The 24,036-nt window shown below is 38.4% G+C and carries 23 protein-coding genes and 1 tRNA gene; 17 read left to right on the forward strand and 7 right to left on the reverse strand.

Annotated features, from left to right (window positions below; genetic code table 11):
* Positions 1–3: 3 nt before the first annotated feature.
* Complete coding sequence (locus tag CVP05_RS10315) at positions 4–804, reverse strand: hypothetical protein (RefSeq protein WP_100289486.1); 801 nt, start codon at positions 802–804, stop codon at positions 4–6.
* 313 nt (positions 805–1,117) lie between these two features.
* Here CVP05_RS10315 and gloA point away from each other — a divergent pair, with 313 nt between their 5' ends.
* The 4 genes from gloA to CVP05_RS10335 all read left to right on the forward strand — a co-directional run bounded on the left by gloA (position 1,118) and on the right by CVP05_RS10335 (position 4,707).
* The gene (gene gloA, locus CVP05_RS10320; protein ID WP_100289487.1) at positions 1,118–1,525 is read left to right on the forward strand and encodes a lactoylglutathione lyase; all 408 of its coding nucleotides are present in this window, start codon (positions 1,118–1,120) and stop codon (positions 1,523–1,525) included.
* 55 nt (positions 1,526–1,580) lie between these two features.
* Complete coding sequence (gene rnt, locus CVP05_RS10325) at positions 1,581–2,219, forward strand: ribonuclease T (protein ID WP_100289488.1); 639 nt, start codon at positions 1,581–1,583, stop codon at positions 2,217–2,219.
* Between the two features lie 118 nt (positions 2,220–2,337).
* Positions 2,338–3,696, forward strand: a complete 1,359-nt coding sequence (locus CVP05_RS10330; protein WP_100289489.1) for a Na+/H+ antiporter family protein — start codon at positions 2,338–2,340, stop codon at positions 3,694–3,696.
* 51 nt (positions 3,697–3,747) lie between these two features.
* Positions 3,748–4,707, forward strand: coding sequence for an AEC family transporter (locus CVP05_RS10335; protein ID WP_100289490.1), 960 nt, complete (start codon positions 3,748–3,750; stop codon positions 4,705–4,707).
* Here the strand turns inward: CVP05_RS10335 and CVP05_RS10340 are convergent.
* Genes CVP05_RS10340 through CVP05_RS10355 form a run of 4 tightly spaced genes read right to left on the reverse strand, consistent with a single transcriptional unit; the run spans position 4,684 to position 8,502 of the window.
* Entirely contained in the window at positions 4,684–5,334 is a 651-nt protein-coding gene (locus tag CVP05_RS10340) for a prepilin peptidase (RefSeq protein WP_165773152.1), read from the reverse strand. The genes CVP05_RS10335 and CVP05_RS10340 overlap by 24 nt on opposite strands.
* A gap of 56 nt (positions 5,335–5,390) precedes the next feature.
* On the reverse strand, positions 5,391–6,620 hold the full coding sequence (locus CVP05_RS10345; RefSeq protein WP_100289492.1) for a type II secretion system F family protein: 1,230 nt from the start codon (positions 6,618–6,620) through the stop codon (positions 5,391–5,393).
* A complete protein-coding gene (locus CVP05_RS10350; RefSeq protein WP_100289493.1) occupies positions 6,610–8,040 on the reverse strand; it encodes a GspE/PulE family protein in 1,431 nt (476 codons plus the stop codon). Before CVP05_RS10350 ends, CVP05_RS10345 begins: the two co-directional genes overlap by 11 nt.
* Positions 8,041–8,502 carry a pilin gene (locus CVP05_RS10355; RefSeq protein ID WP_100289494.1) on the reverse strand — a complete coding sequence of 154 codons (462 nt, stop codon included), beginning with the start codon at positions 8,500–8,502 and terminating at the stop codon, positions 8,041–8,043.
* A gap of 133 nt (positions 8,503–8,635) precedes the next feature.
* Between CVP05_RS10355 and ampD the strand changes: the two genes are divergently transcribed.
* From ampD to cpxA, 4 genes are all read left to right on the forward strand, one after another.
* On the forward strand, positions 8,636–9,211 hold the full coding sequence (ampD, locus tag CVP05_RS10360) for a 1,6-anhydro-N-acetylmuramyl-L-alanine amidase AmpD (RefSeq protein ID WP_100289495.1): 576 nt from the start codon (positions 8,636–8,638) through the stop codon (positions 9,209–9,211).
* Between the two features lie 60 nt (positions 9,212–9,271).
* A tRNA-Ser gene (locus CVP05_RS10365) sits at positions 9,272–9,361 on the forward strand.
* Between the two features lie 362 nt (positions 9,362–9,723).
* Positions 9,724–10,431, forward strand: coding sequence for an envelope stress response regulator transcription factor CpxR (cpxR, locus tag CVP05_RS10370; RefSeq protein ID WP_100289496.1), 708 nt, complete (start codon positions 9,724–9,726; stop codon positions 10,429–10,431).
* A gap of 98 nt (positions 10,432–10,529) precedes the next feature.
* Positions 10,530–11,948, forward strand: a complete 1,419-nt coding sequence (gene cpxA / locus CVP05_RS10375) for an envelope stress sensor histidine kinase CpxA (protein ID WP_100289497.1) — start codon at positions 10,530–10,532, stop codon at positions 11,946–11,948.
* A 34-nt stretch (positions 11,949–11,982) separates the two neighbouring features.
* Here the strand turns inward: cpxA and grcA are convergent, their stop codons facing one another.
* Entirely contained in the window at positions 11,983–12,366 is a 384-nt protein-coding gene (grcA, locus tag CVP05_RS10380; RefSeq protein ID WP_100289498.1) for an autonomous glycyl radical cofactor GrcA, read from the reverse strand.
* Between the two features lie 308 nt (positions 12,367–12,674).
* On the opposite strand from grcA, the gene ung reads away from it, so the two are divergent.
* From ung to CVP05_RS10420, 8 genes are all read left to right on the forward strand, one after another.
* Positions 12,675–13,343 (forward strand): uracil-DNA glycosylase, encoded by a 669-nt coding sequence (ung, locus tag CVP05_RS10385; RefSeq protein WP_100289499.1) that lies wholly within the window; start codon positions 12,675–12,677, stop codon positions 13,341–13,343.
* 10 nt (positions 13,344–13,353) lie between these two features.
* Positions 13,354–14,130, forward strand: coding sequence for a peroxide stress protein YaaA (gene yaaA / locus CVP05_RS10390; protein ID WP_100289500.1), 777 nt, complete (start codon positions 13,354–13,356; stop codon positions 14,128–14,130).
* 3 nt (positions 14,131–14,133) lie between these two features.
* Positions 14,134–14,736 carry a hypothetical protein gene (locus tag CVP05_RS10395; RefSeq protein ID WP_243389236.1) on the forward strand — a complete coding sequence of 201 codons (603 nt, stop codon included), beginning with the start codon at positions 14,134–14,136 and terminating at the stop codon, positions 14,734–14,736.
* Positions 14,733–15,668, forward strand: coding sequence for a cation diffusion facilitator family transporter (locus tag CVP05_RS10400; RefSeq protein ID WP_100289501.1), 936 nt, complete (start codon positions 14,733–14,735; stop codon positions 15,666–15,668). Before CVP05_RS10395 ends, CVP05_RS10400 begins: the two co-directional genes overlap by 4 nt.
* Before the next feature lie 89 nt (positions 15,669–15,757).
* A complete protein-coding gene (gene pfkA / locus CVP05_RS10405) occupies positions 15,758–16,723 on the forward strand; it encodes a 6-phosphofructokinase (protein ID WP_100289502.1) in 966 nt (321 codons plus the stop codon).
* A gap of 166 nt (positions 16,724–16,889) precedes the next feature.
* Positions 16,890–17,363: an N-acetylneuraminate anomerase gene (gene nanQ / locus CVP05_RS10410; protein ID WP_100289503.1), complete on the forward strand. Its 474-nt coding sequence runs from the start codon at positions 16,890–16,892 to the stop codon at positions 17,361–17,363.
* A 192-nt stretch (positions 17,364–17,555) separates the two neighbouring features.
* Entirely contained in the window at positions 17,556–20,162 is a 2,607-nt protein-coding gene (gene acnB / locus CVP05_RS10415) for a bifunctional aconitate hydratase 2/2-methylisocitrate dehydratase (protein ID WP_100289504.1), read from the forward strand.
* A 108-nt stretch (positions 20,163–20,270) separates the two neighbouring features.
* A complete protein-coding gene (locus tag CVP05_RS10420; protein WP_100289505.1) occupies positions 20,271–21,362 on the forward strand; it encodes a metallophosphoesterase in 1,092 nt (363 codons plus the stop codon).
* 162 nt (positions 21,363–21,524) lie between these two features.
* On the opposite strand, the gene rhaS is transcribed toward CVP05_RS10420, so the two are convergent.
* A complete protein-coding gene (rhaS, locus tag CVP05_RS10425) occupies positions 21,525–22,334 on the reverse strand; it encodes an HTH-type transcriptional activator RhaS (RefSeq protein ID WP_165773153.1) in 810 nt (269 codons plus the stop codon).
* Between the two features lie 220 nt (positions 22,335–22,554).
* Between rhaS and rhaB the strand changes: the two genes are divergently transcribed.
* Positions 22,555–24,018, forward strand: a complete 1,464-nt coding sequence (gene rhaB, locus CVP05_RS10430) for a rhamnulokinase (RefSeq protein WP_243389237.1) — start codon at positions 22,555–22,557, stop codon at positions 24,016–24,018.
* The last annotated feature ends 18 nt before the right edge of the window (positions 24,019–24,036 follow it).

Consider the following 24,036-nt stretch of genomic DNA (forward strand, 5'->3'; position numbering starts at 1 on the left):
TTCCTAAACTAACATAAGTATATTGGGTAAACATACCGACACACCTAAAGTAAATAAAAGTGCGGTATAATTAAGCTGCGTTTTTTTCAAGATAGGAAGTGTGAAAAAAGCTAATAAAATCAGGTGTAAACCAAAATACCCACCATAGAGGCCAAAAGATTGTGAAACCTCCGCAGCACTGAGCCATAATAAAATTAACGTCATCACCGCATTCAATAATAGCAACATTACGCCAATAAACGGCAACAACGCAATGAAAGCTTGTAAGCGATTTTTAGATAAAACTAATGCAATATAAGCTAAGATGATTCCTGTGATTGCTTGTGTTAATGGGTTAAATTGCAACCAGGCTAGACTCGGTAATAAACTTAACATTAACAAATATGCCGCCATACCAAAAATACCCGCAATAAAGCCCATCATTAAAACGTTATTACGTACATTCTCTTCTTGTGGTTGTTTCCATATCGTTAAACTCATCACCACGCCACACAAACACATCACATCTGTCAGGACAAAATGGTAATTCGAAAATAAGCTGATTCCAAACCAAATTCCCCAAAACAAGAGAAATCCACGACAAATCTTACTCAAACGTCCTCGTTGCCCAAGACAAATGTCCCCTTTCCAAAATACAATTTGACAAACTAACTGTCCAACTAAAATCGCAAAAGCAAAATGGGATAACGCACGCTCAAAAGTATACCCTTCTAACATGGCAACCAAATCTAAGCAAAGTAAGAATAACACGGGAAAAATCCCAAAAAGCGCGGTCAAAAATGACGAAGTTTTTTCATCTGACATAAATGTTTCCATTAAAAACGAATTTATTGCACTAATTATGCCATAATTTTATAAAACTCTCTAAATAATTGAGTGCAAAAATAGATTCATTTTCCTTTTGAAAAGACATACTTATACCAGGCTTGTCATACTCCTTCGCCTACAATCATGACATCTTGTTTCTTCATCAGAACCGTAATATCGGTTTTCTCTACAGACATGGACTGCCATAAACCGCCTACCTTGACAGACAATTTTAGTTATAGGTTTATTAGTAAAACTATGCCATAATTCCTATGAATTTGATCTTCTCTCAACTAAAAGGATATTTATTATGCGAATTTTACATACTATGATCCGTGTTGGTGATTTACAACGCGCTATTCAATTTTATCAAGATGTACTCGGTATGCGTTTACTACGTACAAGCGAAAACCCTGAATATAAATATTCTCTCGCATTTTTAGGTTATGAAGATGAAGACAAATCTGCGGTTATCGAATTAACCTATAACTGGGGTGTCACGGAGTATGATCATGGTTCTGCATTTGGCCATATCGCGATTGGTTGCGACGATATCTATGCAACTTGTGAAGCCGTACGCGCTGCTGGCGGGAAAGTTACCCGTGAGCCCGGCCCTGTCAAAGGCGGAACAACCGTTATCGCTTTTGTGGAAGACCCAGATGGTTATAAAATTGAGTTTATTGAAAATAAAAGCGCCAAATCCGCATTAGGTAATTAATCTTATACTCCGCATACCTCTTTTTATATGTTGTATGCGGAGCTTTCTTGATACTATGACTAACGAACAACCAACTAATTTTAATTTGTTAAAAAATCGCTTTCGTGGCTATCTTCCTGTGATTATTGATGTTGAAACGGCAGGATTTAACGCCAAAACAGATGCCCTACTGGAATTAGCGGCGATCACTGTAAAAATGGATGAACACGGCATTTTATCCCCTGATCAAAAATGTCACTTCCATATTCAACCTTTTGAAGGGGCAAATATTAACCCTGATTCTCTAAAATTTAATGGAATTGATATTCATAATCCGCTACGCGGTGCGGTACCCGAAGATATTGCAATAAGCGAACTGTTCAAAATGGTACGCAAAGCGCAAAAAAGCGCTGAATGTCAGCGTTCAATTATCGTCGCTCATAATGCTGCTTTTGATCAAAGTTTTCTTATGGCTGCTGCTGAGCGGACACAAATTAAACGCAATCCATTTCACCCATTTTCCATGTTCGATACTGCAACACTCAGCGGTTTTATGTTTGGGCAAACCGTATTAGTCAAGGCCTGTCAAGCGGCACAAATCGAATTTGATGGCAAACAAGCGCACTCCGCTCTTTATGACACCGAGCGAACAGCAGAATTATTTTGTTTTATGGTCAACCGTTTAAAAACGCTAGGAGGCTTTCCCCTAAGCTAAAAAATCAATAGACTGTTTTTTTAACATAAAAGTGCGGTCTTTTTTTTCAAACTTCTAGACAAACCATTTTTTTTTAGTACATTTAAACATAGACTTTTATTTTATCCTAGGAGCCTCAATGCTATTTTCGAATGAAGTTGTTATATCAATCATGGTATTACTAATACTTAGCTTGCTGCGTATTAATGTCGTACTCGCATTAGTTATTTCCGCGATTACTGCCGGGTTATGTGGTGGACTAGATATATCAGAAACCATCAAATCTTTTACCAATGGTTTAGGTGGTGGCGCTGAAGTTGCCATGAACTATGCCATTCTAGGCGCTTTTGCTGTCGCTATATCCAAATCAGGCATTACCGATTTATTAGCATTCAAAGTTATCAAACGCTTAGGCCACACACCAAGTAGCCGTGCCGTTTTTCGTTTTAAATACCTTATTTTGACGATTCTACTACTATTTGCTATTTCCTCACAAAACCTTTTACCGGTACACATTGCCTTTATCCCAATTGTGATCCCTCCATTATTAAATATTTTTAATAAATTGAACCTTGATCGTCGAGCAGTGGCTTGTGTACTGACTTTTGGTTTGACGGCTACCTATATGTTATTGCCTGTCGGCTTTGGAAAAATCTTTATTGAAAGTGTACTGATGAAAAACATCAATCAAGTCGGCGCACCATTAGGGCTACAAACCTCTGTATCTGATATTTCCTTAGCGATGTTGATCCCTGTTATTGGTATGATTATCGGCTTACTCACAGCGGTATTTATTAGCTATCGTAAACCACGTGACTATGTTGCGATGAATACTGAATTAACAACTACGGATCTTGAAGCCCATATTGCCAATATTAAACCATTCCATATCGGTATTAGTTTCCTTGCAATTATTGCCACCTTCGCTATCCAACTCTTTACCAGTTCTACCATTATTGGGGGAATGGTCGGCTTAATTATTTTTGCTGCTGGAGGCGTGTTTAAATTAAAAGAAAGTAATGATGTATTCCAACAAGGCTTACGCTTAATGGCGATGATCGGCTTTGTCATGATCGCAGCTTCTGGCTTTGCAAATGTCATCAATACAACCGGTGGCGTTTCTGAGCTAGTTGAATCTTTCAGTCAAGGTTTAGGCTCAGACAGCAAAGGTTTAGCCGCGTTCTTAATGCTACTCATTGGATTACTTATCACAATGGGAATCGGTTCATCTTTTTCCACTGTGCCAATTATTACCTCCATTTATGTACCACTTTGTTTATCTTTTGGCTTTTCGCCATTAGCCACTGTTGCCATCATTGGCGTAGCAGCTGCGCTGGGCGATGCGGGTTCTCCTGCTTCAGATTCAACATTAGGTCCAACTTCAGGTTTAAATGCTGATGGTAAACATGATCATATTTGGGATTCAGTGGTTCCAACCTTTATTCACTACAATATCCCATTAATGATTTTTGGTTGGATTGCTGCGATGACTTTATAATTCCCATGGGGATTGTTGTACCAATCCCCTCTTTTCTATATAGGGTGTACAATGAATGCAGAACTTCTTGACTCACTAGGGTTTTCAGCCACTGTTTTTTTGCCAAATATTTTAATGCTATTACTCGGCATTTTTTTGCGCAATCGTCGCTTAATTGATGACAAATTTTGTGATCAAGCCTCTAGATTGGTCTTTAATGTCACACTTCCGTTATTGTTATTTTTAGGTATCGCCACAAACCCAATAAACTACCACACACAAGCCCTCAGTATTTTAGTGGGAGTCCTTACAACATTATTGTTATTTTTTGGCGCTGAGTTTATTGCGGCTAAAATGATCCCTAATCGCAAAGAACGGGGCATCTTTGTACAAGGCGTGTTTCGTGGGAATACTGGGATTATGGGATTATCGCTATGTGCCAATGCTTATGGCACTGCTGGGCTTGCTGCCGCAGCTGTTTATGTAGCATTAATTACCTTACTCTACAATGTATTGGCCGTTTTAACCTTAACTCGCTCCCTTTCAGAGCAAGGGAAAACCAATATTCTTGCCATACTAAAAAGCTTGATTAAAAACCCTCTCATTATCGCGATTATTATTGCTTTATTTTTCAATAAAATGCACTTTAGTTTGCCAAAACCATTATTGAGCACAGCAAATTATCTTGCGAATATCACACTGCCACTTGCCTTACTTTGCGCTGGTGCAAGTCTCAATTTTAGAGGATTGTTTAGCACATCTGCTGTCTCTGTGTGGTCAAGTATCGGGCGTGTTATTATCGCGCCTTTAGTCATTGTGTTTATGGCTAAAGCCATGGGCTTGGAAGGAATGAGTCTTGGTATTATCTATTTAGTCTCTGCCACCCCTGTTGCTTCTGCAAGTTATGTCATGACGCGTAGCATGGGTGGAAATGCGACGATTGCAGCGAATATTATCGGATTAACAACTATCGGTTCATTATTTATTTCTGCTATTGGAATTGTGATTTTAAGCCAATTGGGTTGGATGTAATAATGACCACAACCCCATAATCAAACCGGCGAAACAGAGAAAAGGCGCAAAAGGAATGGAAGTCACCTTGCGCCCTTTTATAGCGTTCACGCCGACATATAGCAAACCTGATATGCACGCAACCAAAACGAGCAAAGGCAAATACTGCCAAGCAACAAAACTACTTAATCCTCCCATAAGCCAGTAATCTCCTCGCCCTAAAGCCTCATATTGATAATACCACTTTGAAAGATAATACAGGCCATAAAAACTGGTAAATCCGATTGAAACACTCGTCATCACAGCATCAAGAGATAAAGGGCTAATTTGATACCAAGCAGATAACAGCCCTAGACTCAGTAATAATCGACATACAGTTGGGGAAATTAACTGATAATGCCAATCGACTGTTGCAATACTGTATAATAAACAACAATAAATACCACATAGCAAGGCCAATTGCCAATCATCGATCCCTAAAAACAGGAGTAAAAAAACACTCCCACCACTAAAAAAATAGGTAAAAAAATGACCGCACTTAATCGGTGATAACGTGGCTTGTAACGCATAAAAGTGCGGTGGCATTTGAGGAAATATTTCTTGATAACTTTGTTGAATATCGTCCATTAAACGGGCTGAAAATGTCATTAAATACCATCGGATCCATACTCCTATTATTCCCCCCAATAACACGCCAAATATAATCATTGAATCATCGCCCCCATATCAAAAATGGGCATATACATACCTAGCATAATAAGACCAATTAATCCGCCGATAATTAACATTAATACGGGTTCTAACAACTGAGAAAGCAAGTCAACTTTATGTTCTAGTTGTTGCTGATAACTGACTGCAATTTGTTGTAACATCAGTCCCAACTGGCCACTTTTCTCTCCTACCTGCAACATCTGTTGTGCCTGATAAGGAAATAATTCACTACTGACACTTTCAGAAAAGCTATATCCTTGTTGAACCCAATTGAGAATCTGTTTCACCTCTTCAATTAGAACAAGATCGCCTTGTGGAACAGATTGTTGCCGTTGCCAGCTTTGTTGTGTCGGTAAAAAAGAAAATAACGCCTGTGTTAAAGGCACGCCTGATTGCAACATAAGTTGTAATGCATTGGAAAACCGGATCAATCTCTCCAATTTAACAATATCTTTGAGTAAAAAAACTTGCGAAATGAACCGCACTTTTTGCTTATTTAGCCATAATGAACGCTGTAATAACCATCGAATTCCCCAAATAGACACGATAAATACACTTAACAAAGCAAACCAGTATTGCTGTAATATGTCGGAAATTTGCAACAAAATTAAAGTGAACATCGGCAATTTAGCCTGATTATTGGCATACATTTCTGCAAATTGCGGGACAACAAATAGCAATAATAAACCCGTTAATAACAGAGAAATCCCCAGTACTAATAATGGATAAAGCAAAATTTTCTGCAACTTTCGTTGCAATGCGACATTCTGTTGCTGCTGTTTGGCTATGCGCTGACATACTTCAGGTAATTGGCCTGTCATTTCGCCCACTTGAATCAATTGACGCTCTTGATGAGTTAAATAACGGGCATGGTGTTGTAATGCTTGTGCAAAAGACAGACCGCTTTCAATGCTCTGCAAGATATTTTGCAGCCACTGATTAAGTTCGATATTCATACAATTTTGTTTCAATATCTGCAAACTATTCTTCAAAGAAACAGCTGATTTCAACAAAATAGCTAACTGTGAAATAAGATCACAAATCTCCGACGGCTTAGGTTTGCTAAAAAATGACCAATCTCGCTGCAATTTAACTTGCTGTAAATGACGAGAAAACAACGCTCTTTCAGCGATGGTTCGACTTTCCGCAATAATGATTCCATGCTGTTTTTGCTGCAAACGGTTTATGGCTTTCCAATGAAATAATTTTAATTTAGTCTTCATCTACAGCCCCCAATATTCGATTCACTTCCAATAAATTCGTTAATCCCTTGTCTACTATTGCTAAAGCGCTTGTTCGCAAATTTTGAAAGTCGGTTTTATACGCAAATTTATCTTTATTCCACTCTGGTTGTAAGAATTGGTAAACACCAATTCGCCCCACGTAACCTTGATAACAATCACAAGTATTTTTTTCCCAATTCCCACCGCACTTTGCGCATAATTTACGTAGTAATCGTTGTGCGATGACGAGTAATAAACTACTCTCGATTTCATGGGATTTAATCCCTAATTGTTGTAAACGAGAAATAGCAGAAGCCGCATCATTTGTATGTAAGGTCGATAGCACTAAATGACCCGTTTGTGCCGCGCGTAACGCCATAGCCGCACTCTCTTCATCACGAATTTCTCCTAACATAATCACATCCGGATCTTGACGCAAAAAAGTCCGCAATAAACGGCTAAAATCTAAATTGATGTGTGGATTGATCTGACTTTGCATAATACCGTCCAATTCAATTTCAATAGGATCTTCTGCTGTCATGATATGTCTTTCTGATGTATTCAAATATTGAAGTGCGGTATAAAGCGAAATACTTTTGCCACTGCCTGTTGGCCCCGTGACTAAAATTAATCCTTGCGGCTGATTCAGTGCTTGTTTGAATTTGTGCTGCTGCCACTCATTCATACCGAGTTCAGAAAATTGTAAAGAAACAGGTTTATTTTGCTGTAAACGCAATACCGCTTTCTCACCTAAATTTGTCGGCAATGTAGATAAACGGAAATCCAGTATATCCGAAAAAGTTGTTTTAAAATGAAAGCGCCCATCTTGTGGCAATCGCATTTCACTAATATCCAACTTCGCTAATAGTTTTAAACGCGAAATCACGCGATTGGCAATATTTTTCGCAATCGGTGATTGCACTTGTAATACCCCATCAATCCGAAAACGTACCTGCATCTTTGTCTGCTGTGGCTCTAAATGGATATCAGAAGCTCTTAGCTTTAATGCTTTCTCAAAAATATTATCCAATAATCGAATCACAGGTTCATCTGGCTTGTGGGTTTCCTCATGTGATAATTCCGAGTGATAAATCATCGGTATGGATTCATCAACAACATTATCTTGCTTGCTTAAACTTTGTAACACCTCTCTTAACAAGGCATTATCTAGCAATACCGGTTCCACAATCTTACCGGTTAAAAATGCGAACGTTTCACAAGCGGTTAAATTGGTTAAAGAATCTACACCCAGCCACAAGCAATTTTCTTCCTCACGTAGCGGCAATGCTAAATAACGTAATAACATTGCCTCTTGTTGCTGATTTTTTTGCCATAAATGAGGTGAAATTTGAAATTCTTCTCCATTTACTGCCGTAATGATAGACACATTATCGCTATGCAAATAGTCCACAGCGTTCACCTACGGTCCTACTGGGACAGTACAAAAGCCTGCTGGAAATAATTCCGGCTCACTACAAGTCGCAGACCAACTCACACCTTGCGAGGCATTTCCACTAGCGGTCAGACTATAATTCACCCCGTCTAAACTGCCCTGCCCCGCGACGGTAATTTTTCCTCCGAGTGTAGTGACCGATTTTAAATATTTTTTCCCTGAATCCGTAATATTTGTCTGAATACCATTTTGTCCTGCACTACAATTAGTCACACTATTTGTGTTATATACGCATAGCTCCACTTCAGAGCGATATGGTGCTGAAGCTTGTAATAATTCAGATACGGCTGCTTTTTTGGTATAATTTTGATAAGACGGTATTGCTATAGTCGCTAAAATAGCCACAATAGCAATTACAATCATCAGTTCTATTAAGGTAAAACCTTTTTTAAAGCCATAAAAGTGACTGTGATTACGAGATATTTTCATACTGATTCCTTAATAAACGTTAAATAACATGGTGTTTGATGACGAAAATCTTGCCCTCTTCCCATAAAAAAAGAAAAATATTTTGAAAATTCACCGCACTTTTTGGAAGCTAGATCGCAAAATGGAAAAAATAATGAGACAAAACATAAAGAAAAACGAAGAACAAGGCTGGTTACCCAATGTGCGTAAAATTCCCTCACCACACTTCGATCAACGCCCCGATAAACAAGACATTTCCTTATTAGTGATTCACTATATCAGTTTGCCGCCTGAACAATTTGGCGGAACGTATATTGATGATTTTTTCCAAGGCAAGTTGGATCCGTCCCTCCACCCTTATTTTGAAGAGATCAAGGAATTGCGTGTTTCTGCACATTGTTTAATTAACCGACAAGGGGAAATCACACAATATGTCAATTTCAATGATCGCGCTTGGCATGCTGGATTATCTTGCTTTAATGGCCGTGAAAAATGCAACGATTTTGCCATTGGTATTGAATTAGAGGGCAGTAATGAACAACCATTTACACTTCCACAATATCAAGCCTTAGTAAAATTGACAGACTATATTATGCATCACTACCCACGCATTACATTAGATAGAATCGTTGGCCATTGTGATATTTCGCCTGGGCGAAAAATTGATCCCGGTCAGTATTTTGATTGGAAATATTACTTCTCATCACTAAAATCAGCGAAAAAAGCTTGACGAATACAAGATAACCCTTTATATTTTGCGACCTTACTTTTAGTGAAAAGTATTCCCTGCGGTGAGATGTCCGAGTGGTTGAAGGAGCACGCCTGGAAAGCGTGTATGTGCGAAAGTGCATCGGGGGTTCGAATCCCCCTCTCACCGCCATTCAAACGCGAATATTCCCCAAGCAGTGCGCGCATTTTCGTGTTCCCATATCTGTAATATTTAAAAATATTCTATACACAAAGATAAATACACTGTGTCACTTTTTTATTTGCAAAACTAACCATTTTCGCTTATTGTTTATTCCTGACAAGACGTATAAATTGTAAAGAAAAAAATGAACTTTTTCTGACAAGGTTTGTCTTAAAACCTGTTGCATCTTGTTTATATTTTAACTTGAAGAAAATAGACAAAAGCCCTGCTGGCTAAAGAACACAAATTTTAGTTATCGTCAAATTTTGCAATAATTGACAACACTTAAATGGGAAAGACGATTTGCTCCACAACGTAATAAAGGAAAATTTATGCCTAAAATTTTATTGGTCGATGATGACATTGAATTAACCGAATTATTAGTTGATTTACTTAATATGGAAGGATTTGACGTTGAGGTTGCCCACAACGGTGAAGAAGCCTTATTAAAGTTAGATCTAAGTTATGATTTAGTCTTACTTGATGTCATGATGCCAGTGCTAAATGGTATTGAAGCGCTTAAACAAATTAGACAAAAATATACAACGCCTGTTTTAATGTTAACTGCGCGTGGTGACGATATTGATCGCGTTTTAGGTTTAGAGCTAGGTGCCGACGACTATTTACCAAAACCGTTCAACGATCGTGAATTAGTTGCGCGCATTAAAGCCATTTTACGCCGCACGAACTTTAAAGCAACCCCAGATATTGATATCAATAGCGCAGACGATCGCAAACAATTAGAGTTTGGTGGTGTCACTTTACATCCAGGCCGCCAACAAGCCATCTTTGAAGGTCGTGATTTAGATTTAACTGGTACTGAATTTGCTTTATTACAAATTCTTATTCGTAATCCAGGCCAAATTCTATCTCGTGAATTACTCAGCATGGAAATTTTAGGTAAGCGTTTAACTCCATTTGATCGCGCCATTGATATGCATATGTCTAATCTTCGTAAGAAATTGCCATTACGTAACGATGATTTACCTTGGTTTAAAACCTTACGTGGACGTGGTTATTTATTAGTAACTGAAAAATAAACAGAATTCACTTCGTTTTTATTGTGATACTACAAGTAGGGGCGAATTTACCCTACTTGTATTCGTTCAATTAATAGAGAATAAATTTTTTATCTTCTATGCGCTTACCCAAACTAAAGCTTCAATCGAATTCCCTAACCGTGCAAATTTTTGCTTTGTTCTGGTTAACATTTGCTATTTTATTAGCTATCGTCTTTTTTGTGCCAACACTCGATGCTCGAGCCTACACAGAACTCAAAGGGGAAGAGCTTCGTTATTATCAAAAAGAGTTGATTATCTCTTTACGTAATAATCGTATTCTCAATGTGTTAACACATCAAAGTGAACAAGAGGTAGATTTATATCACCCTTTAGATGGACGAAGTGACATTCCTCGCCCTGTTTTAGTCAATAAAGATCGCAACATTATTGGTGCATCACCAAATGACGTACTGCAATTACAAAAATTTATCTACCAATCCGATAACCCGCTAAAACCCTTAACAAAACGATTTTATAATATTCAAATATCCGGCCCCTTCTTAGTCCATTTAGGTTTGGTCAATGAACAATCGCACTTAGTTTATTTTGTACGCACAGCAGATCCTCAGCAAGAATTTGTCAGCTTTATTTTTGATCACCCTTTCTTTATGTTATTACTCATTATGGTTATTTCTTCTCCTCTGCTACTTTGGCTAGCTTGGAGCATTGGTAAACCTGTGCGCGAACTACGTTTATCTGCTAACGCTGTTGCTTCCGGAGATTTTACTATTAATAAAAAGCTTGAGCAGCAAGGCGCAACAGAACTTCGTTTAGTAGGACGCAGCTTTAACCATATGACACAGTCGCTGGAAGAATTAATCTCCAATCAACAACGTTTACTGTCTGCGATTTCTCATGAATTACGCACCCCTTTGACTCGCTTACAATTAGCCGCCGCCCTTATGCGTCGCCGACAAGGCGAAAATGCTGAACTATACCGTATAGATACAGAAACTGAGCGTCTAGATAAAATGATTAATGATTTATTGCTATTATCACGTAATCAACTCAATAATCATTTACTGCGAGAAATTTTCCCTATTCAAGAAATTTGGGAAGATATATTTTCTGATGCCGAATTTGAAGCGGAACAACGTTCATTATCTTTTACGATTAGCCAACAAATTCAATCTCCTGAGCAGCACTCCATTAACGGTAATATTTCTGCGTTATCAAGTGCAGTTGAAAATGTGTTGCGCAATTCCTTGAAATATACAAATAATACGATTACTGCCACCATATATATTGAAAATAAAATGCTCTTTATTCGTATTGATGATGATGGTCCAGGCGTACCTGATGATGAATGTGAACGTATCTTCCAACCGTTTTATCGTGTCGATGCGGCTCGTACCCGTGAAACAGGCGGAACTGGTTTAGGATTAGCTATTGTTGCTAATATCATTCAACAACATCAAGGAGAAGTTTGGGCGCAACGTAGTAGCTTAGGTGGATTACAAGTCACTATTATGTTACCGTTGTGGATTGAGCAATAAAAATGGCGGTTTAACCGCCATTTTGCTATTGAAATTATAGACTTTCAGTAAAAGTACGCGTAATCACATCACGCTGTTGTTCTGGTGTTAATGAGTTAAAACGCACAGCATAACCAGAAACACGAATCGTTAATTGTGGGTATTTTTCTGGATTTTTGATAGCATCTTCTAAAGTTTCACGGCGTAATACATTAACATTTAAATGCTGACCACCTTCCACTTTTACTGTTGGAGCCACATCAACCGGCAATTCACGATATTCAATTTGGCCTAATTCACTTACGGCAACAACCTGATCTTCCGTAAAATCGCCTTTTGCACATAAGCAACGCGCTTCGCCTTTTTCGTTATCTAAAAGCCAAAATGAGTGCAACAAATTATCATTTGCAGCTTGAGTAATTTGAATACCTTTAATCATTGTTTTCCTCCATTTGGGTGAATGATTGAGTATGATTTGATTGTTAATTAACCTAATTGAGGTAAGTCTATCAAAATATTTTATCTTTTCAAATTATTTTGAGGTATTTTCCCCTGCCTGAAATCAACTTTTCTGATTATTTTTTATAAATTTGATTTATGTCAAAAAATTAGCAATACCCACAAGGCGACAACAACAAATTTACAACAAATCAGAACAAATTATTTACCTTATCTATTTCCTAATTCAACTATGAATTTGTTTCAAGGTTATTTATAATAGTCATCAGTACAAAAATAGGAGGCATAATGAAAACGTGGAAAGATGCTATTGGTGAAGAAAAAAAACAACCCTATTTTCTTCAAATCCTACAACAAGTCCAACAAGAAAAAGCACAAGGAAAAACCATTTATCCTCCACAACACGAAATTTTCAATGCTTTCAAATTAACAGAGTTCGATCAAGTAAAAGTTGTTATTTTAGGTCAAGATCCTTATCATGGCCCTAACCAAGCTCATGGTTTAGCATTTTCCGTAAAACCGGGTATTGCTCCCCCACCTTCTTTAGTCAATATGTATAAAGAACTCCGTGATGATATAGATGGTTTTATCGTGCCGAATCATGGTTATTTAGTCGAATGGGCGCAACAAGGCGTTTTATTGCTTAATACAGTATTAACTGTTGAACGTGGCTTAGCTCATTCCCATGCTAAATTTGGCTGGGAAACCTTTACTGATCATGTAATTGCACGTCTAAATGAACAACGTGAAAACCTCGTTTTTTTACTTTGGGGAAGCCATGCTCAGAAAAAAGGGCAATTTATTGATCGCCAAAAACACTGTGTACTCACAGCCCCACATCCTTCCCCTCTTTCAGCCCATCGCGGTTTTTTTGGTTGTAAACATTTTTCGAAAACGAATACTTATTTGCGTCAGCACCAAATTCCAGAAATTCAGTGGAATTTAACCGCACTTTAAAAGGATTATTATGTTAGCAATTATTTCTCCGGCAAAAACCTTAGATTATCAAACAACTATTCCTAAAATGACATTTACTCAACCTCAATTAACTGATTATAGTGAACAGTTAATTGATATTTGTCGCCAATTATCTCCAGCAGAAATTAGTTCATTAATGCACATCAGTGATAAATTAGCCGGTTTAAATGCCGCTCGTTTTGCTCAATGGCAAAAACAACATGATGAGCATAATGCCAGAGCCGCTATTTATGCCTTTAAAGGTGATGTTTATACGGGGCTTGCTGCTGAAGAGCTGTCTCAAGAGGATATACAGTTTGCTCAACAGCATTTGTGTATGCTATCCGGTTTATACGGCTTATTACGCCCTCTAGATCTTATGCAACCCTATCGTTTAGAAATGGGAACAAAGTTGAAGAATGCAAAAGGGAAAGATCTCTATGCGTTTTGGGAAAATGTTATTACTCATGCGTTACAACAAGCCCTTGATTCTCAGCAGGATAATATTCTGATTAACCTTGCTTCAGATGAATATTACAAAGCAGTTAAGCCGACAAAATTGAATGCTCAAATTATTAAACCGGTCTTTTTAGATAAGAAAAATGATCAATATAAAGTGATCAGTTTCTATGCCAAAAAAGCGCGAGGCCTAATGTGCCGTTATTTTATTCAAAATCGTTTAACTCATATTGAACAGCTTAAAGATTTTAATTTAGGCGGTTATTGGTTTGATGAGGCTAGCTCAAGCGATACCGAATTGGTTTTTAAACGTGATATAAGTGAGTAGGGCATGAAAAGATATTTTTACCTCATTTTTTTATTATTAAGCGGTTGTACAACGTTATACAACACAACGCCAACACAATTGGATTACCCTACAACATTAAAATACCATGACAAAACCTACTATTTGATCAAAGAAAGTGATTTAGGATCTATCGTGCGTTATTTCTACGTAGGAAAAAACAAAACAGAAAACCAGTGGCAAAGTGCTATCGAATTATTATTAGATCGTGAAAATAAACTCACTTTCGCTGAACGTATTGCATTACGGAAAAAAGTTTATAGCAATCAAGGTATCAAACACTTCGATACTTATGAGAAAGCAGGTTTTTTATATAGTTATGTCATCTATCGTCCAACGAAGCAAAACCCAAACTGGCAAGTCAACGTTGCCAAAGGTAAAAATATTGATAAATGCGGCTTTGTGCAATATCAATACTCACTCAAAATAGAAAAAACAAAAAAGCTACGTAACCTCAATGATGACAAAGTGTTTGCTTATCTCAAAAAATATGCTGTAGATAAAGAGCTACATAAACTCCATCAAGCAGATTGGCAGTGGGCATGTGTGTCATCAATGCCTCAATTAAGCATAGAGAAGCAGAAATGACCGAAAGTTATTCTAAAGAAGTACGTTATGCCACAGTTTTTGCGGTATTAACCGCATTAATACTCGTATGTGTGAAAAGTGTTGCTTGGTGGTTTACCGGCTCCGTCAGTATGCTTGCCTCTATCACTGATTCCCTTTTAGATTTGTTAGCTTCTTTCATGAATATGCTAATCCTCCGCTTTGCGCTTATGCCCGCAGATCATAATCATTCTTTTGGGCATGGCAAAGCCGAATCCTTAGCCTCTTTAGCGCAAGCTGCGTTTATTTCGGGTTCTGCAATTTTCTTATTACTTCAAGGGATTCATCGTCTAAGTTCGCCCCAAACTTTGACAAATACCGGATTAGGTATTGGTGTCACCATTTTTTCTATTTTATTGACCGCACTTTTAGTAGGCTATCAAGGAAAAGTAATTCGCAACACTCAAAGTCCGGCTATCAAAGCGGATCGACTCCATTATCAAACAGACTTATTAATGAACATTGCTATTCTGATTTCCTTATTACTCAGTTTATTCGGATTTTTATATGCAGATGCCATATTTGCCCTGTTCATTGCCTTATATATTTTATTTAGTGCAGGTAAAATGGTATTTGAATCTGTACAACTATTATTAGATGTCGCATTGCCAATAGAAGAAGTTAAACAAATTGAAACCATAGCATTGGCCGATCCACGTGTGATTGGGCTACATGATATACGGACACGACGTGCTGGCGCCATTCGTTTTATACAACTTCATCTAGAATTAGGTGATGAACTTTCATTTATTGAAGCCCATGATATTACTGATGATGTAGAAAAGCGTTTATTAAAAGCTTTCCCATTATCCGATATTATGATCCACCAAGAACCGACAAGCATTGTCAAAGCAGAGGGAAAACATAACTGTCGATATAATCAATCTGGTTCAGATCAAATTTTAGTGAAATAGCATGAAAATTTTCTAGAGAGAAGAAGATGAATAGTGTAATCTTAGCCAATATTTAATTTTTATTATTTCAATTTACTGGAAGGTAACATATGATTAAAACAATTGCAGTATTAACCAGCGGTGGGGACGCGCCCGGCATGAATGCAGCCATTCGTGGTGTTGTTCGCGCAGCGATTGCGGAAGGCTTAAATGTGTTTGGTATTTATGAAGGCTATTATGGTCTGTACCACAATAATATTAAACCATTAACTCGCTTTAGTGTATCTGACATCATCAACCGTGGTGGGACGTTCTTAGGCTCTGCTCGCTTCCCTGAATTTAAAAATCCTGAAGTGCGGGCAAAATGTGCAGAGAATTTACGCGCGCATGGCATTGATGCGCTCGTCGTTATTGGGGGAGATGGTTCTTATATGGGAGCCAAACTATTAACTGAAGAACACGGATTCCCATGTATCGGTATTCCAGGCACTATTGATAATGATGTCGCGGGTACAGATTATACTATCGGTTATCAAACAGCACTAGAAACCGCTGTTGTTGCCATCGACCGTTTACGCGATACCTGTAGTTCTCATCAACGTATTGCTATTGTTGAAATTATGGGAAGACACTGTGGTGACTTAACATTAGCGGCAGCTATGGCGGGAGGCTGTGAATATATTGTTGTTCCCGAAATGCCATTTAATCGAGAAGAGCTAATTCAGGAAATTGAAGCCAGTATTGCTAAAGGCAAACGCCACGCCATTATTGCAATTACCGAATTAATGACTGATGTAAATGAATTAGCCAAAGAAATTGAAGCACGTGTTCATCATGAAACCCGCGCAACGGTATTAGGCCATATCCAACGTGGAGGCGCGCCATGTGCATTTGACCGCAACCTTGCATCTCGTATGGGGGTTTATGCCGTTGACTTACTATTAGCAGGTAAAGCCGGTTATTGTGTCGGTATTCAAAATGAACACTTGGTACACCATGATATTATTGATGCCATTAATAATATGCGCCGTCCATTTAAATCAGATTGGTTAGACGTCTCAAAACGCCTATTCTAATCCTAAAATAGGGGCGGGAAATCAATTTCGCCCCCAATACTCGGATTCGTTGTTCTTTGTTTATCGTTGCTCGTAACAGCATGACATAAACAAGTCCACTATCCCTAAAAACTACCGCACTTTTTGCGCTGTAAGTGAGGTTATTTATATAATAAAGGAGCTTATTATGTTTTTTGGAGATTTAAATCGTCAAGACTATAAACGTGGCTTACCACAAGTTATCGTCGATATTTGTGAACAACTTAACACGATGAATTTAGACGATTTGACCGTTGGTCGCCATGATTTAACAGCCGACATCTATATGAACGTTCAAACCTTAACTACCGAAGCTGCTGAAAAGCGTAAATCCGAATTTCATCGCAAATATATTGACGTACAAGTACTGATTAGTGGTAAAGAAAGTCTGGATTATAGCCTGGCTTTCCCAGATGATAAGGATTATACCCCTTATAATTCAGATGACGACTACCAACTGACTCTTACCCACGATTTAGCACATAAAAATACTCTCACATTAAGTCCAAAACAATTCGTCGTATTTTTACCTTATGAGGTGCATAAACCTTGTTGTAATGTGGAAGGCGAAACATATGAAATCAAAAAGCTTGTGGTAAAAATCCCGATTGATTTACTCTAAAACCGTTTTTAGGCATATCGACGTTTTGACAAGATATGCCTTAATTCATGTTTATTCATTGTTAAATTTGTATTTATGTATTATGATTTAACAAACTAGTAACAAAAAGACGGCATATTTCGCATAAGTGCGGTCAATTTTAAAAAATATCTACTAACGAAACCCACATCTCTACACAACGAGGTAATTGTTATGTCTAACTTTCTACAAGAATACCAACACCATGTTGATGAGCGAGCAGCTATTGGCGTTGTACCAAAACCACTCAATGCTGAACAAACCGCTCAACTGATCGAATTATTAAAAAATCCTCCAGCGGATAAACATGAATATTTATTAGACCTATTCGAAAACCGTATTCCTGCTGGCGTAGATGAAGCGGCTTACGTCAAAGCCTCTTTCCTCTCAGCACTTGCTAAAGGCGATGTCAGCTCTCCGCTTATCTCTTCAGAATATGCTGTAGAATTACTTGGCACTATGCAAGGTGGATACAATATTGAGCCGCTTCTCCAAGCACTTGATAATGACACTCTTGCACCAATTGCAACTAAAGCACTTTCCTCTACCCTATTAATGTTTGATAACTTCCATAATGTTGCAGAGCGTGCCAAAGCGGGAAATACATTTGCACAACAAGTATTACAGTCATGGGCAGATGCTGAATGGTATCTATCTCGTCCAAAACTTGCTGATAAAATTACCGTTACGGTCTTCAAGGTGACTGGTGAAACCAATACAGATGATCTATCACCTGCGCAAGACGCTTGGTCTCGCCCAGATATCCCGCTACATGCCCTTGCCATGTTAAAAAATGAGCGTGAAGGTATTCAACCAGATGAACCAGGCAATATTGGACCAATTAAGCAACTCGAAGATCTTAAAACCAAAGGCTTCCCCTTAGCTTATGTTGGTGATGTTGTCGGAACGGGTTCCTCTCGAAAATCGGCAACTAACTCTGTGCTTTGGTTTATGGGTGAAGACATTCCATACATTCCAAACAAACGCGCGGGAGGCGTTGTATTGGGTGGTAAGATTGCTCCAATTTTCTTTAATACCTTAGAAGATGCAGGTGCGTTACCTATTGAAGTTGATGTAAGTGCGTTAAATATGGGAGATATTATTGATATCTATCCTTATGCAGGTAAAATTTGCAAACATGATACTGATGAAGTTCTCGCAGAATTTAGTTTAAAAACACAAGTATTATTAGATGAAGTACGTGCAGGCGGGCGTATTCCGCTGATCATTGGACGTGGTTTAACCCATAAAGCGCGCGTAGAATTAGGCTTGCCTGAAAGCGATGTCTTTACCAAATCCGTCAATTCCACAAGCAGCACGCGCGGTTATACATTAGCGCAAAAAATGGTGGGAAGAGCATGTGGCGTAGAAGGTGTTCGTCCGGGTCAATATTGCGAACCTCGTATGACATCTGTTGGTTCACAAGATACCACAGGACCTATGACGCGTGATGAATTAAAAGATCTTGCTTGTTTAGGCTTCTCCGCAGATTTAGTGATGCAATCTTTCTGTCATACTGCAGCTTATCCAAAACCAGTCGATGTGACAACTCATCATACGCTCCCTGATTTTATTATGAATCGTGGCGGCGTGAGCTTACGTCCTGGAGATGGTATTATTCACTCTTGGTTAAACCGTATGTTATTGCCGGATACTGTAGGTACTGGTGGTGACTCTCATACACGTTTCCCTATTGGGATTTCTTTCCCAGCTGGTTCAGGTTTAGTTGCTTTTGCCGCCGCAACCGGCGTTATGCCATTAGATATGCCTGAGTCTGTGTTAGTGCGCTTCAAAGGTGAAATGCAACCAGGTATTACCCTACGCGATCTTGTACATGCGATTCCTTATTATGCTATTCAACAAGGTCTACTCACCGTAGAGAAAAAAGGTAAGAAAAATATTTTCTCTGGTCGTATCTTAGAAATTGAAGGCCTAGAGAATTTAAAAATTGAGCAAGCTTTTGAATTATCTGATGCTTCTGCTGAACGCTCTGCGGCTGCTTGTACAATCAAACTCAATAAAGAACCGATTATTGAATACCTCAATTCAAACATCGTCTTATTAAAATGGATGATTGCTGAAGGTTATGGTGATGCACGTACCCTTGAACGCCGTATTAAAGGTATGGAAGAATGGCTAGCTAACCCACAACTTATGGAAGCGGATCCAGATGCAGAATATGCCGCAGTGATTGATATTGATCTTGCGGATATTAAAGAACCTATTTTATGTGCGCCGAACGATCCTGATGATGCTCGCAAGCTCTCCGAAGTACAAGGAGATAAAATTGACGAAGTCTTTATCGGTTCTTGTATGACCAATATCGGCCATTTCCGCGCAGCCGGAAAACTCTTAGATAAATTCAAAGATGTCATTCCTACACGCTTATGGATTGCGCCACCAACGAAAATGGATGCGGCCTTATTAACGGAAGAAGGCTATTACAGCATTTATGGTAAAAGTGGTGCGCGTATTGAAATGCCAGGATGTTCATTATGTATGGGGAACCAAGCACGTGTGGCAAGTGGCGCGACCGTTGTTTCTACCTCTACGCGTAACTTCCCAAATCGTCTAGGACAAGGCGCAAATGTCTATCTTGCCTCAGCCGAATTAGCTGCAGTTTCAGCCCTATTAGGAAAACTGCCAACACCAGAGGAATATCTGTCTTATGCCGCAGACTTACAAGTAGACAAGGACGATACATACCGCTACATGAACTTTGACCAAATCAATAGCTATACGAAAAAAGCTGAAACCGTCATTTTCCAAAGCGCGGTCTAACTTACAAAAGTTTTTTTAAGTTAACACAGACTAACAAAAGTGCGATGAATAATATGCTAAAATTCACCGCACTTTTTATTGTTTATTTTTTATATTAGGAAAGTCATTTTGGAATATCGTTATTATATTACAACCGCACTTGTTATCATTACATTACAACTTTTGATTTACCTTTTTACCCGTACAATTTTTTGGCTATTCGGTGATGTCTCCAACCGAAAAGCACGCATTGGCCTAAGCGCATTTTTCTTTATTGCCGCAAACGGTACTATCATTATTACCTTATTACGCATTTTTCCGCACATGTTCAGAGTTAGCGCCATTATGCTACTCATACTCCTATTCGCAGCCTTTACCAGCATAGGAGCCATTGCCATTTATCACCTGTTAAAATCTTTTGTTTCTAAACAAAAATTAAATACTACCTTAAAAATTCTATATCCTTTTGTTTTTATAGGACTATTAGGGTTCAGCATATTCAATGCTTACTCCCCTGTCGTCAAACATTACAGTATTACGCTTGATAAAACACTTTCAAAGCCATTACGTATTGGCGTAGCCAGCGATCTCCATCTTGGTATTCTTTTTGGTAACAAACAGTTAGATAAGCTTGCTGATATCATGAATGCTGAAAAAGTTGATTTAATCTTATTGCCTGGTGACTTAATGGACGATAACGTTGAAGCATACTTAGCAGAAAATATGCAGCCTCATTTGGCTAAATTACGCGCGCCATTGGGTGTTTATGCTACTTTAGGCAACCATGATTTATTTGGACATCAACAAGCTATTTACCAAGAATTAACTAAAGCTGGTATTCATGTTCTCATGGATCAAACATTGAATGTGAATAACCAATTTGTACTCGTTGGGCGCAATGATGATCTAATGAAAACTCGCCCGAGTTTGGCTCAATTACTACAAAATATCGATACCGAACTCCCTATTTTTGTGATGGATCATCGCCCCACCGAAATAGAAGAACATGCTAAATTACCAATAGATCTTCAAGTATCTGGCCATACTCATCGCGGGCAAGTATTTCCAGCTTCTATCCTCACTAAGCTGATTTACCGCTTACACTATGGCTATGAAAAGATAGAAAAAGGGCATTTCTTTGTCACTTCAGGCTATGGCTTTTGGGGAGTGCCAATGCGCTTAGGCTCTCGCTCAGAAGTATTTATTATTGATGTGAAATAATTTGGATACACATCAACGCTGATTTAGGCCGTAAACAAGACTGAAATTTACGGCTTAAATAACACTCAAATGGTAGTCATATAATTTGACTACCATTTTTTATAGACAGTTAAAAATATCTTCTTAAACAGCTTTCCTCAAAAATGATAAAGCCCATAACACTTATTTTATCCCTCTTAACTCTCTAGGGCTTAACCGAAACTCTCGTTTAAAACAGGTGGAAAAATAACTGCTATCATTAAATCCACAATCATAAGCAATATCCGTAATGGCTTTATCCGTATACAAAATTTGATAGTAAGCCTCAAATAATCTGAGTTTATTTAAATAATTTTGCGGTGTTTCCCCCGTCTGATTTTTGATATAACGATACAATGTGCGTAATGGCAAGGAAAACTGCTGTGCAAGGCTTTCCCATTCAATATTTTCAGTAAAATTATGTTGAAGAAAATTGAGCATTTGCATGCTTTTTTCCTCATTATTTCCCACACCTTGTATATCAAATTGTTGCTGCTTAATTAAGGTTAATAATTGAAAAAATTGGCTTTCTTGTTGCAATGGTTCAAGTTGTGATTGGGTGGATAATTTATCAATCAGTGGTAAGGCTTTGGTTAAGTGCTTTTTATTAATCACTTGATAAAGGGATTTTTCAGGTTTCATTGTGGCGAGCAAGTCACCGATATTATGTAAAAATTGAAAATGGTTTAGATCACGAAATAAAATATTGGTTAAATGCAAATTTTCCACATTTTCATAGAGATGATGATCTTGGGCTTCAATATATAAAATCATGCCTGCATAGAGTTCGTGTGGATAGCCGTTTAAAATATGGCGCCCTTTCCCTTCTGTTACAATTACAATTTCATCAAAATCGTGATGAGTATGTTCAGGGAAGTTATCCTGTGGCGCTCTTGGTTCAATGCTGAGAGATTGTTGCTTTTGGCTAAAAAATTCCTTTGCATATAATTTCATTATCATTTTATCCCTCATAAAGTGCGGTTCAATTTTCCAGATTTTTCTTACTATACTGAATTTATGTGCTACAAAAACCTTTCTTTTTAACAAAATTTTTATTTTGTGATCCTAGTCATATGGACTTTTGTTCTATTGCCACTTTTTGATTTTGGTTGTCACTCCGCTGAATGTTTGTCTGGTGAAAAGTCACTAGACTGACACCAACACACAAGGAGGCATGATGACAATTCTTAATATTGCAGCCGTTGATTTAGGGGCTTCCAGTGGGCGTGTCATGCTCGCGACTTATCATACTGAACAGCAACAAATCAGCTTGACAGAAATGCATCGTTTTAAAAATCAGCTTCATCGCCGCAACGGACATGATTGCTGGGATTTAGTTTATTTAGAAAATGCAATCGTTACAGGTTTGCAAAAAATTCTGCAAAATCACACCGCACTTCACAGTATCGGTATTGATACTTGGGGCGTAGATTATGTGTTGTTGGATAAAAACGGCGACATTGTAGGCGACAGCTATGCCTATCGTGATGCCCGTACAGAAGGTGTAATGGCCAAAGTGCAGCAGGAATTTGGCAAAGAAGCCATTTATCGTAAAACAGGCATTCAATTTCTCACCTTTAATACCTTGTATCAACTCAAAGCGATGGTGGATGAAAATCCGCAGTGGCTACCGCAAGTCGCTGATTTTGTGATGATTCCCGATTATCTCAATTTCCGCTTAACAGGCGTACTAAATCGTGAATATACCAACGCCACCACAACACAATTAGTAAATGTGAATACGGACAATTGGGATCAGGATTTATTGGATTATCTCGGCTTGCCACGCAGTTGGTTTGGGCAAATTCGTCATGCAGGGCGTAATGTAGGGCAATGGCAATCGGGACAGCAATCCGTGCCCGTAATGTCTGTCGCCAGCCACGATACTGCAAGTGCGGTGATTGCCAGTCCGCTGTCTGATGAATACAGTGCTTATTTATGCTCAGGCACTTGGTCGTTAATGGGCTTAGATCGCAAACAGGTCTGTAATGACGAACAAGCAATGAACGCTAATATTACCAATGAAGGCGGCATTGACGGGCATTATCGCATTCTCAAAAATATTATGGGATTATGGCTGTTCCAACGCTTATGTGCCGAACGCAATATTGCCGACATTCCAACCTTAGTGCAACAAGCAAGCCAAGAAACCGCTTTTGAAAGTTTGATCAACCCCAATGACGAACGTTTCTTAAATCCACCATCAATGGTAGAGGCTATTCAACAATATTGCCGCGAACATCAACAAACCGTACCCGAAAATACCGCACAGCTTGCACGTTGTATTTTTGACAGCCTTGCCATGTTATATCGCCAAGTGGCGGAAGAATTAAGTACGTTGCAAAAACACCCTATTTCACGCTTACACATTGTGGGTGGCGGCAGTCAGAACGAATTTTTAAATCAGCTTTGCGCCGATATTTGTGGATTTGATGTGATTGCCGGTCCGATTGAAGCCTCAGTACTCGGTAATGTGGGTTGTCAATTAATGGCGTTAGATCAACTGCATACCGCAGCTGAATTCCGTCAAATTGTCAGTAAAAACTTCCCGTTAAAACGTTTCAAATTCAGACCGCACTTTGTGGACAAAGAACTATTTAACCGCAAATGGCAACAATTTCAACAATTTTCAAAATAAAATCCAAGGAGATTTATT

It is taken from the genome of Conservatibacter flavescens, assembly GCF_002795425.1.
Lineage (GTDB): Bacteria > Pseudomonadota > Gammaproteobacteria > Enterobacterales > Pasteurellaceae > Conservatibacter > Conservatibacter flavescens.

Bases quoted from the DNA above. Each gene is read 5' to 3' on its own strand.
- CVP05_RS10315 (WP_100289486.1), bottom strand. From the start codon at position 804: ATGTCAGATGAAAAAACTTCGTCATTTTTGACCGCGCTTTTTGGGATT.
- pfkA (WP_100289502.1), top strand. From the start codon at position 15,758: ATGATTAAAACAATTGCAGTATTAACCAGCGGTGGGGACGCGCCCGGC.
- acnB (WP_100289504.1), top strand. From the start codon at position 17,556: ATGTCTAACTTTCTACAAGAATACCAACACCATGTTGATGAGCGAGCA.
- CVP05_RS10355 (WP_100289494.1), bottom strand. From the start codon at position 8,502: ATGAAAATATCTCGTAATCACAGTCACTTTTATGGCTTTAAAAAAGGT.
- rhaS (WP_165773153.1), bottom strand. From the start codon at position 22,334: ATGAAATTATATGCAAAGGAATTTTTTAGCCAAAAGCAACAATCTCTC.
- cpxA (WP_100289497.1), top strand. From the start codon at position 10,530: ATGCGCTTACCCAAACTAAAGCTTCAATCGAATTCCCTAACCGTGCAA.
- rhaB (WP_243389237.1), top strand. From the start codon at position 22,555: ATGATGACAATTCTTAATATTGCAGCCGTTGATTTAGGGGCTTCCAGT.
- cpxR (WP_100289496.1), top strand. From the start codon at position 9,724: ATGCCTAAAATTTTATTGGTCGATGATGACATTGAATTAACCGAATTA.
- grcA (WP_100289498.1), bottom strand. From the start codon at position 12,366: ATGATTAAAGGTATTCAAATTACTCAAGCTGCAAATGATAATTTGTTG.
- rnt (WP_100289488.1), top strand. From the start codon at position 1,581: ATGACTAACGAACAACCAACTAATTTTAATTTGTTAAAAAATCGCTTT.
- CVP05_RS10335 (WP_100289490.1), top strand. From the start codon at position 3,748: ATGAATGCAGAACTTCTTGACTCACTAGGGTTTTCAGCCACTGTTTTT.
- ung (WP_100289499.1), top strand. From the start codon at position 12,675: ATGAAAACGTGGAAAGATGCTATTGGTGAAGAAAAAAAACAACCCTAT.
- ampD (WP_100289495.1), top strand. From the start codon at position 8,636: ATGAGACAAAACATAAAGAAAAACGAAGAACAAGGCTGGTTACCCAAT.
- CVP05_RS10395 (WP_243389236.1), top strand. From the start codon at position 14,134: ATGAAAAGATATTTTTACCTCATTTTTTTATTATTAAGCGGTTGTACA.
- yaaA (WP_100289500.1), top strand. From the start codon at position 13,354: ATGTTAGCAATTATTTCTCCGGCAAAAACCTTAGATTATCAAACAACT.
- nanQ (WP_100289503.1), top strand. From the start codon at position 16,890: ATGTTTTTTGGAGATTTAAATCGTCAAGACTATAAACGTGGCTTACCA.
- CVP05_RS10400 (WP_100289501.1), top strand. From the start codon at position 14,733: ATGACCGAAAGTTATTCTAAAGAAGTACGTTATGCCACAGTTTTTGCG.
- CVP05_RS10330 (WP_100289489.1), top strand. From the start codon at position 2,338: ATGCTATTTTCGAATGAAGTTGTTATATCAATCATGGTATTACTAATA.
- gloA (WP_100289487.1), top strand. From the start codon at position 1,118: ATGCGAATTTTACATACTATGATCCGTGTTGGTGATTTACAACGCGCT.
- CVP05_RS10345 (WP_100289492.1), bottom strand. From the start codon at position 6,620: ATGAAGACTAAATTAAAATTATTTCATTGGAAAGCCATAAACCGTTTG.
- CVP05_RS10340 (WP_165773152.1), bottom strand. From the start codon at position 5,334: ATGACATTTTCAGCCCGTTTAATGGACGATATTCAACAAAGTTATCAA.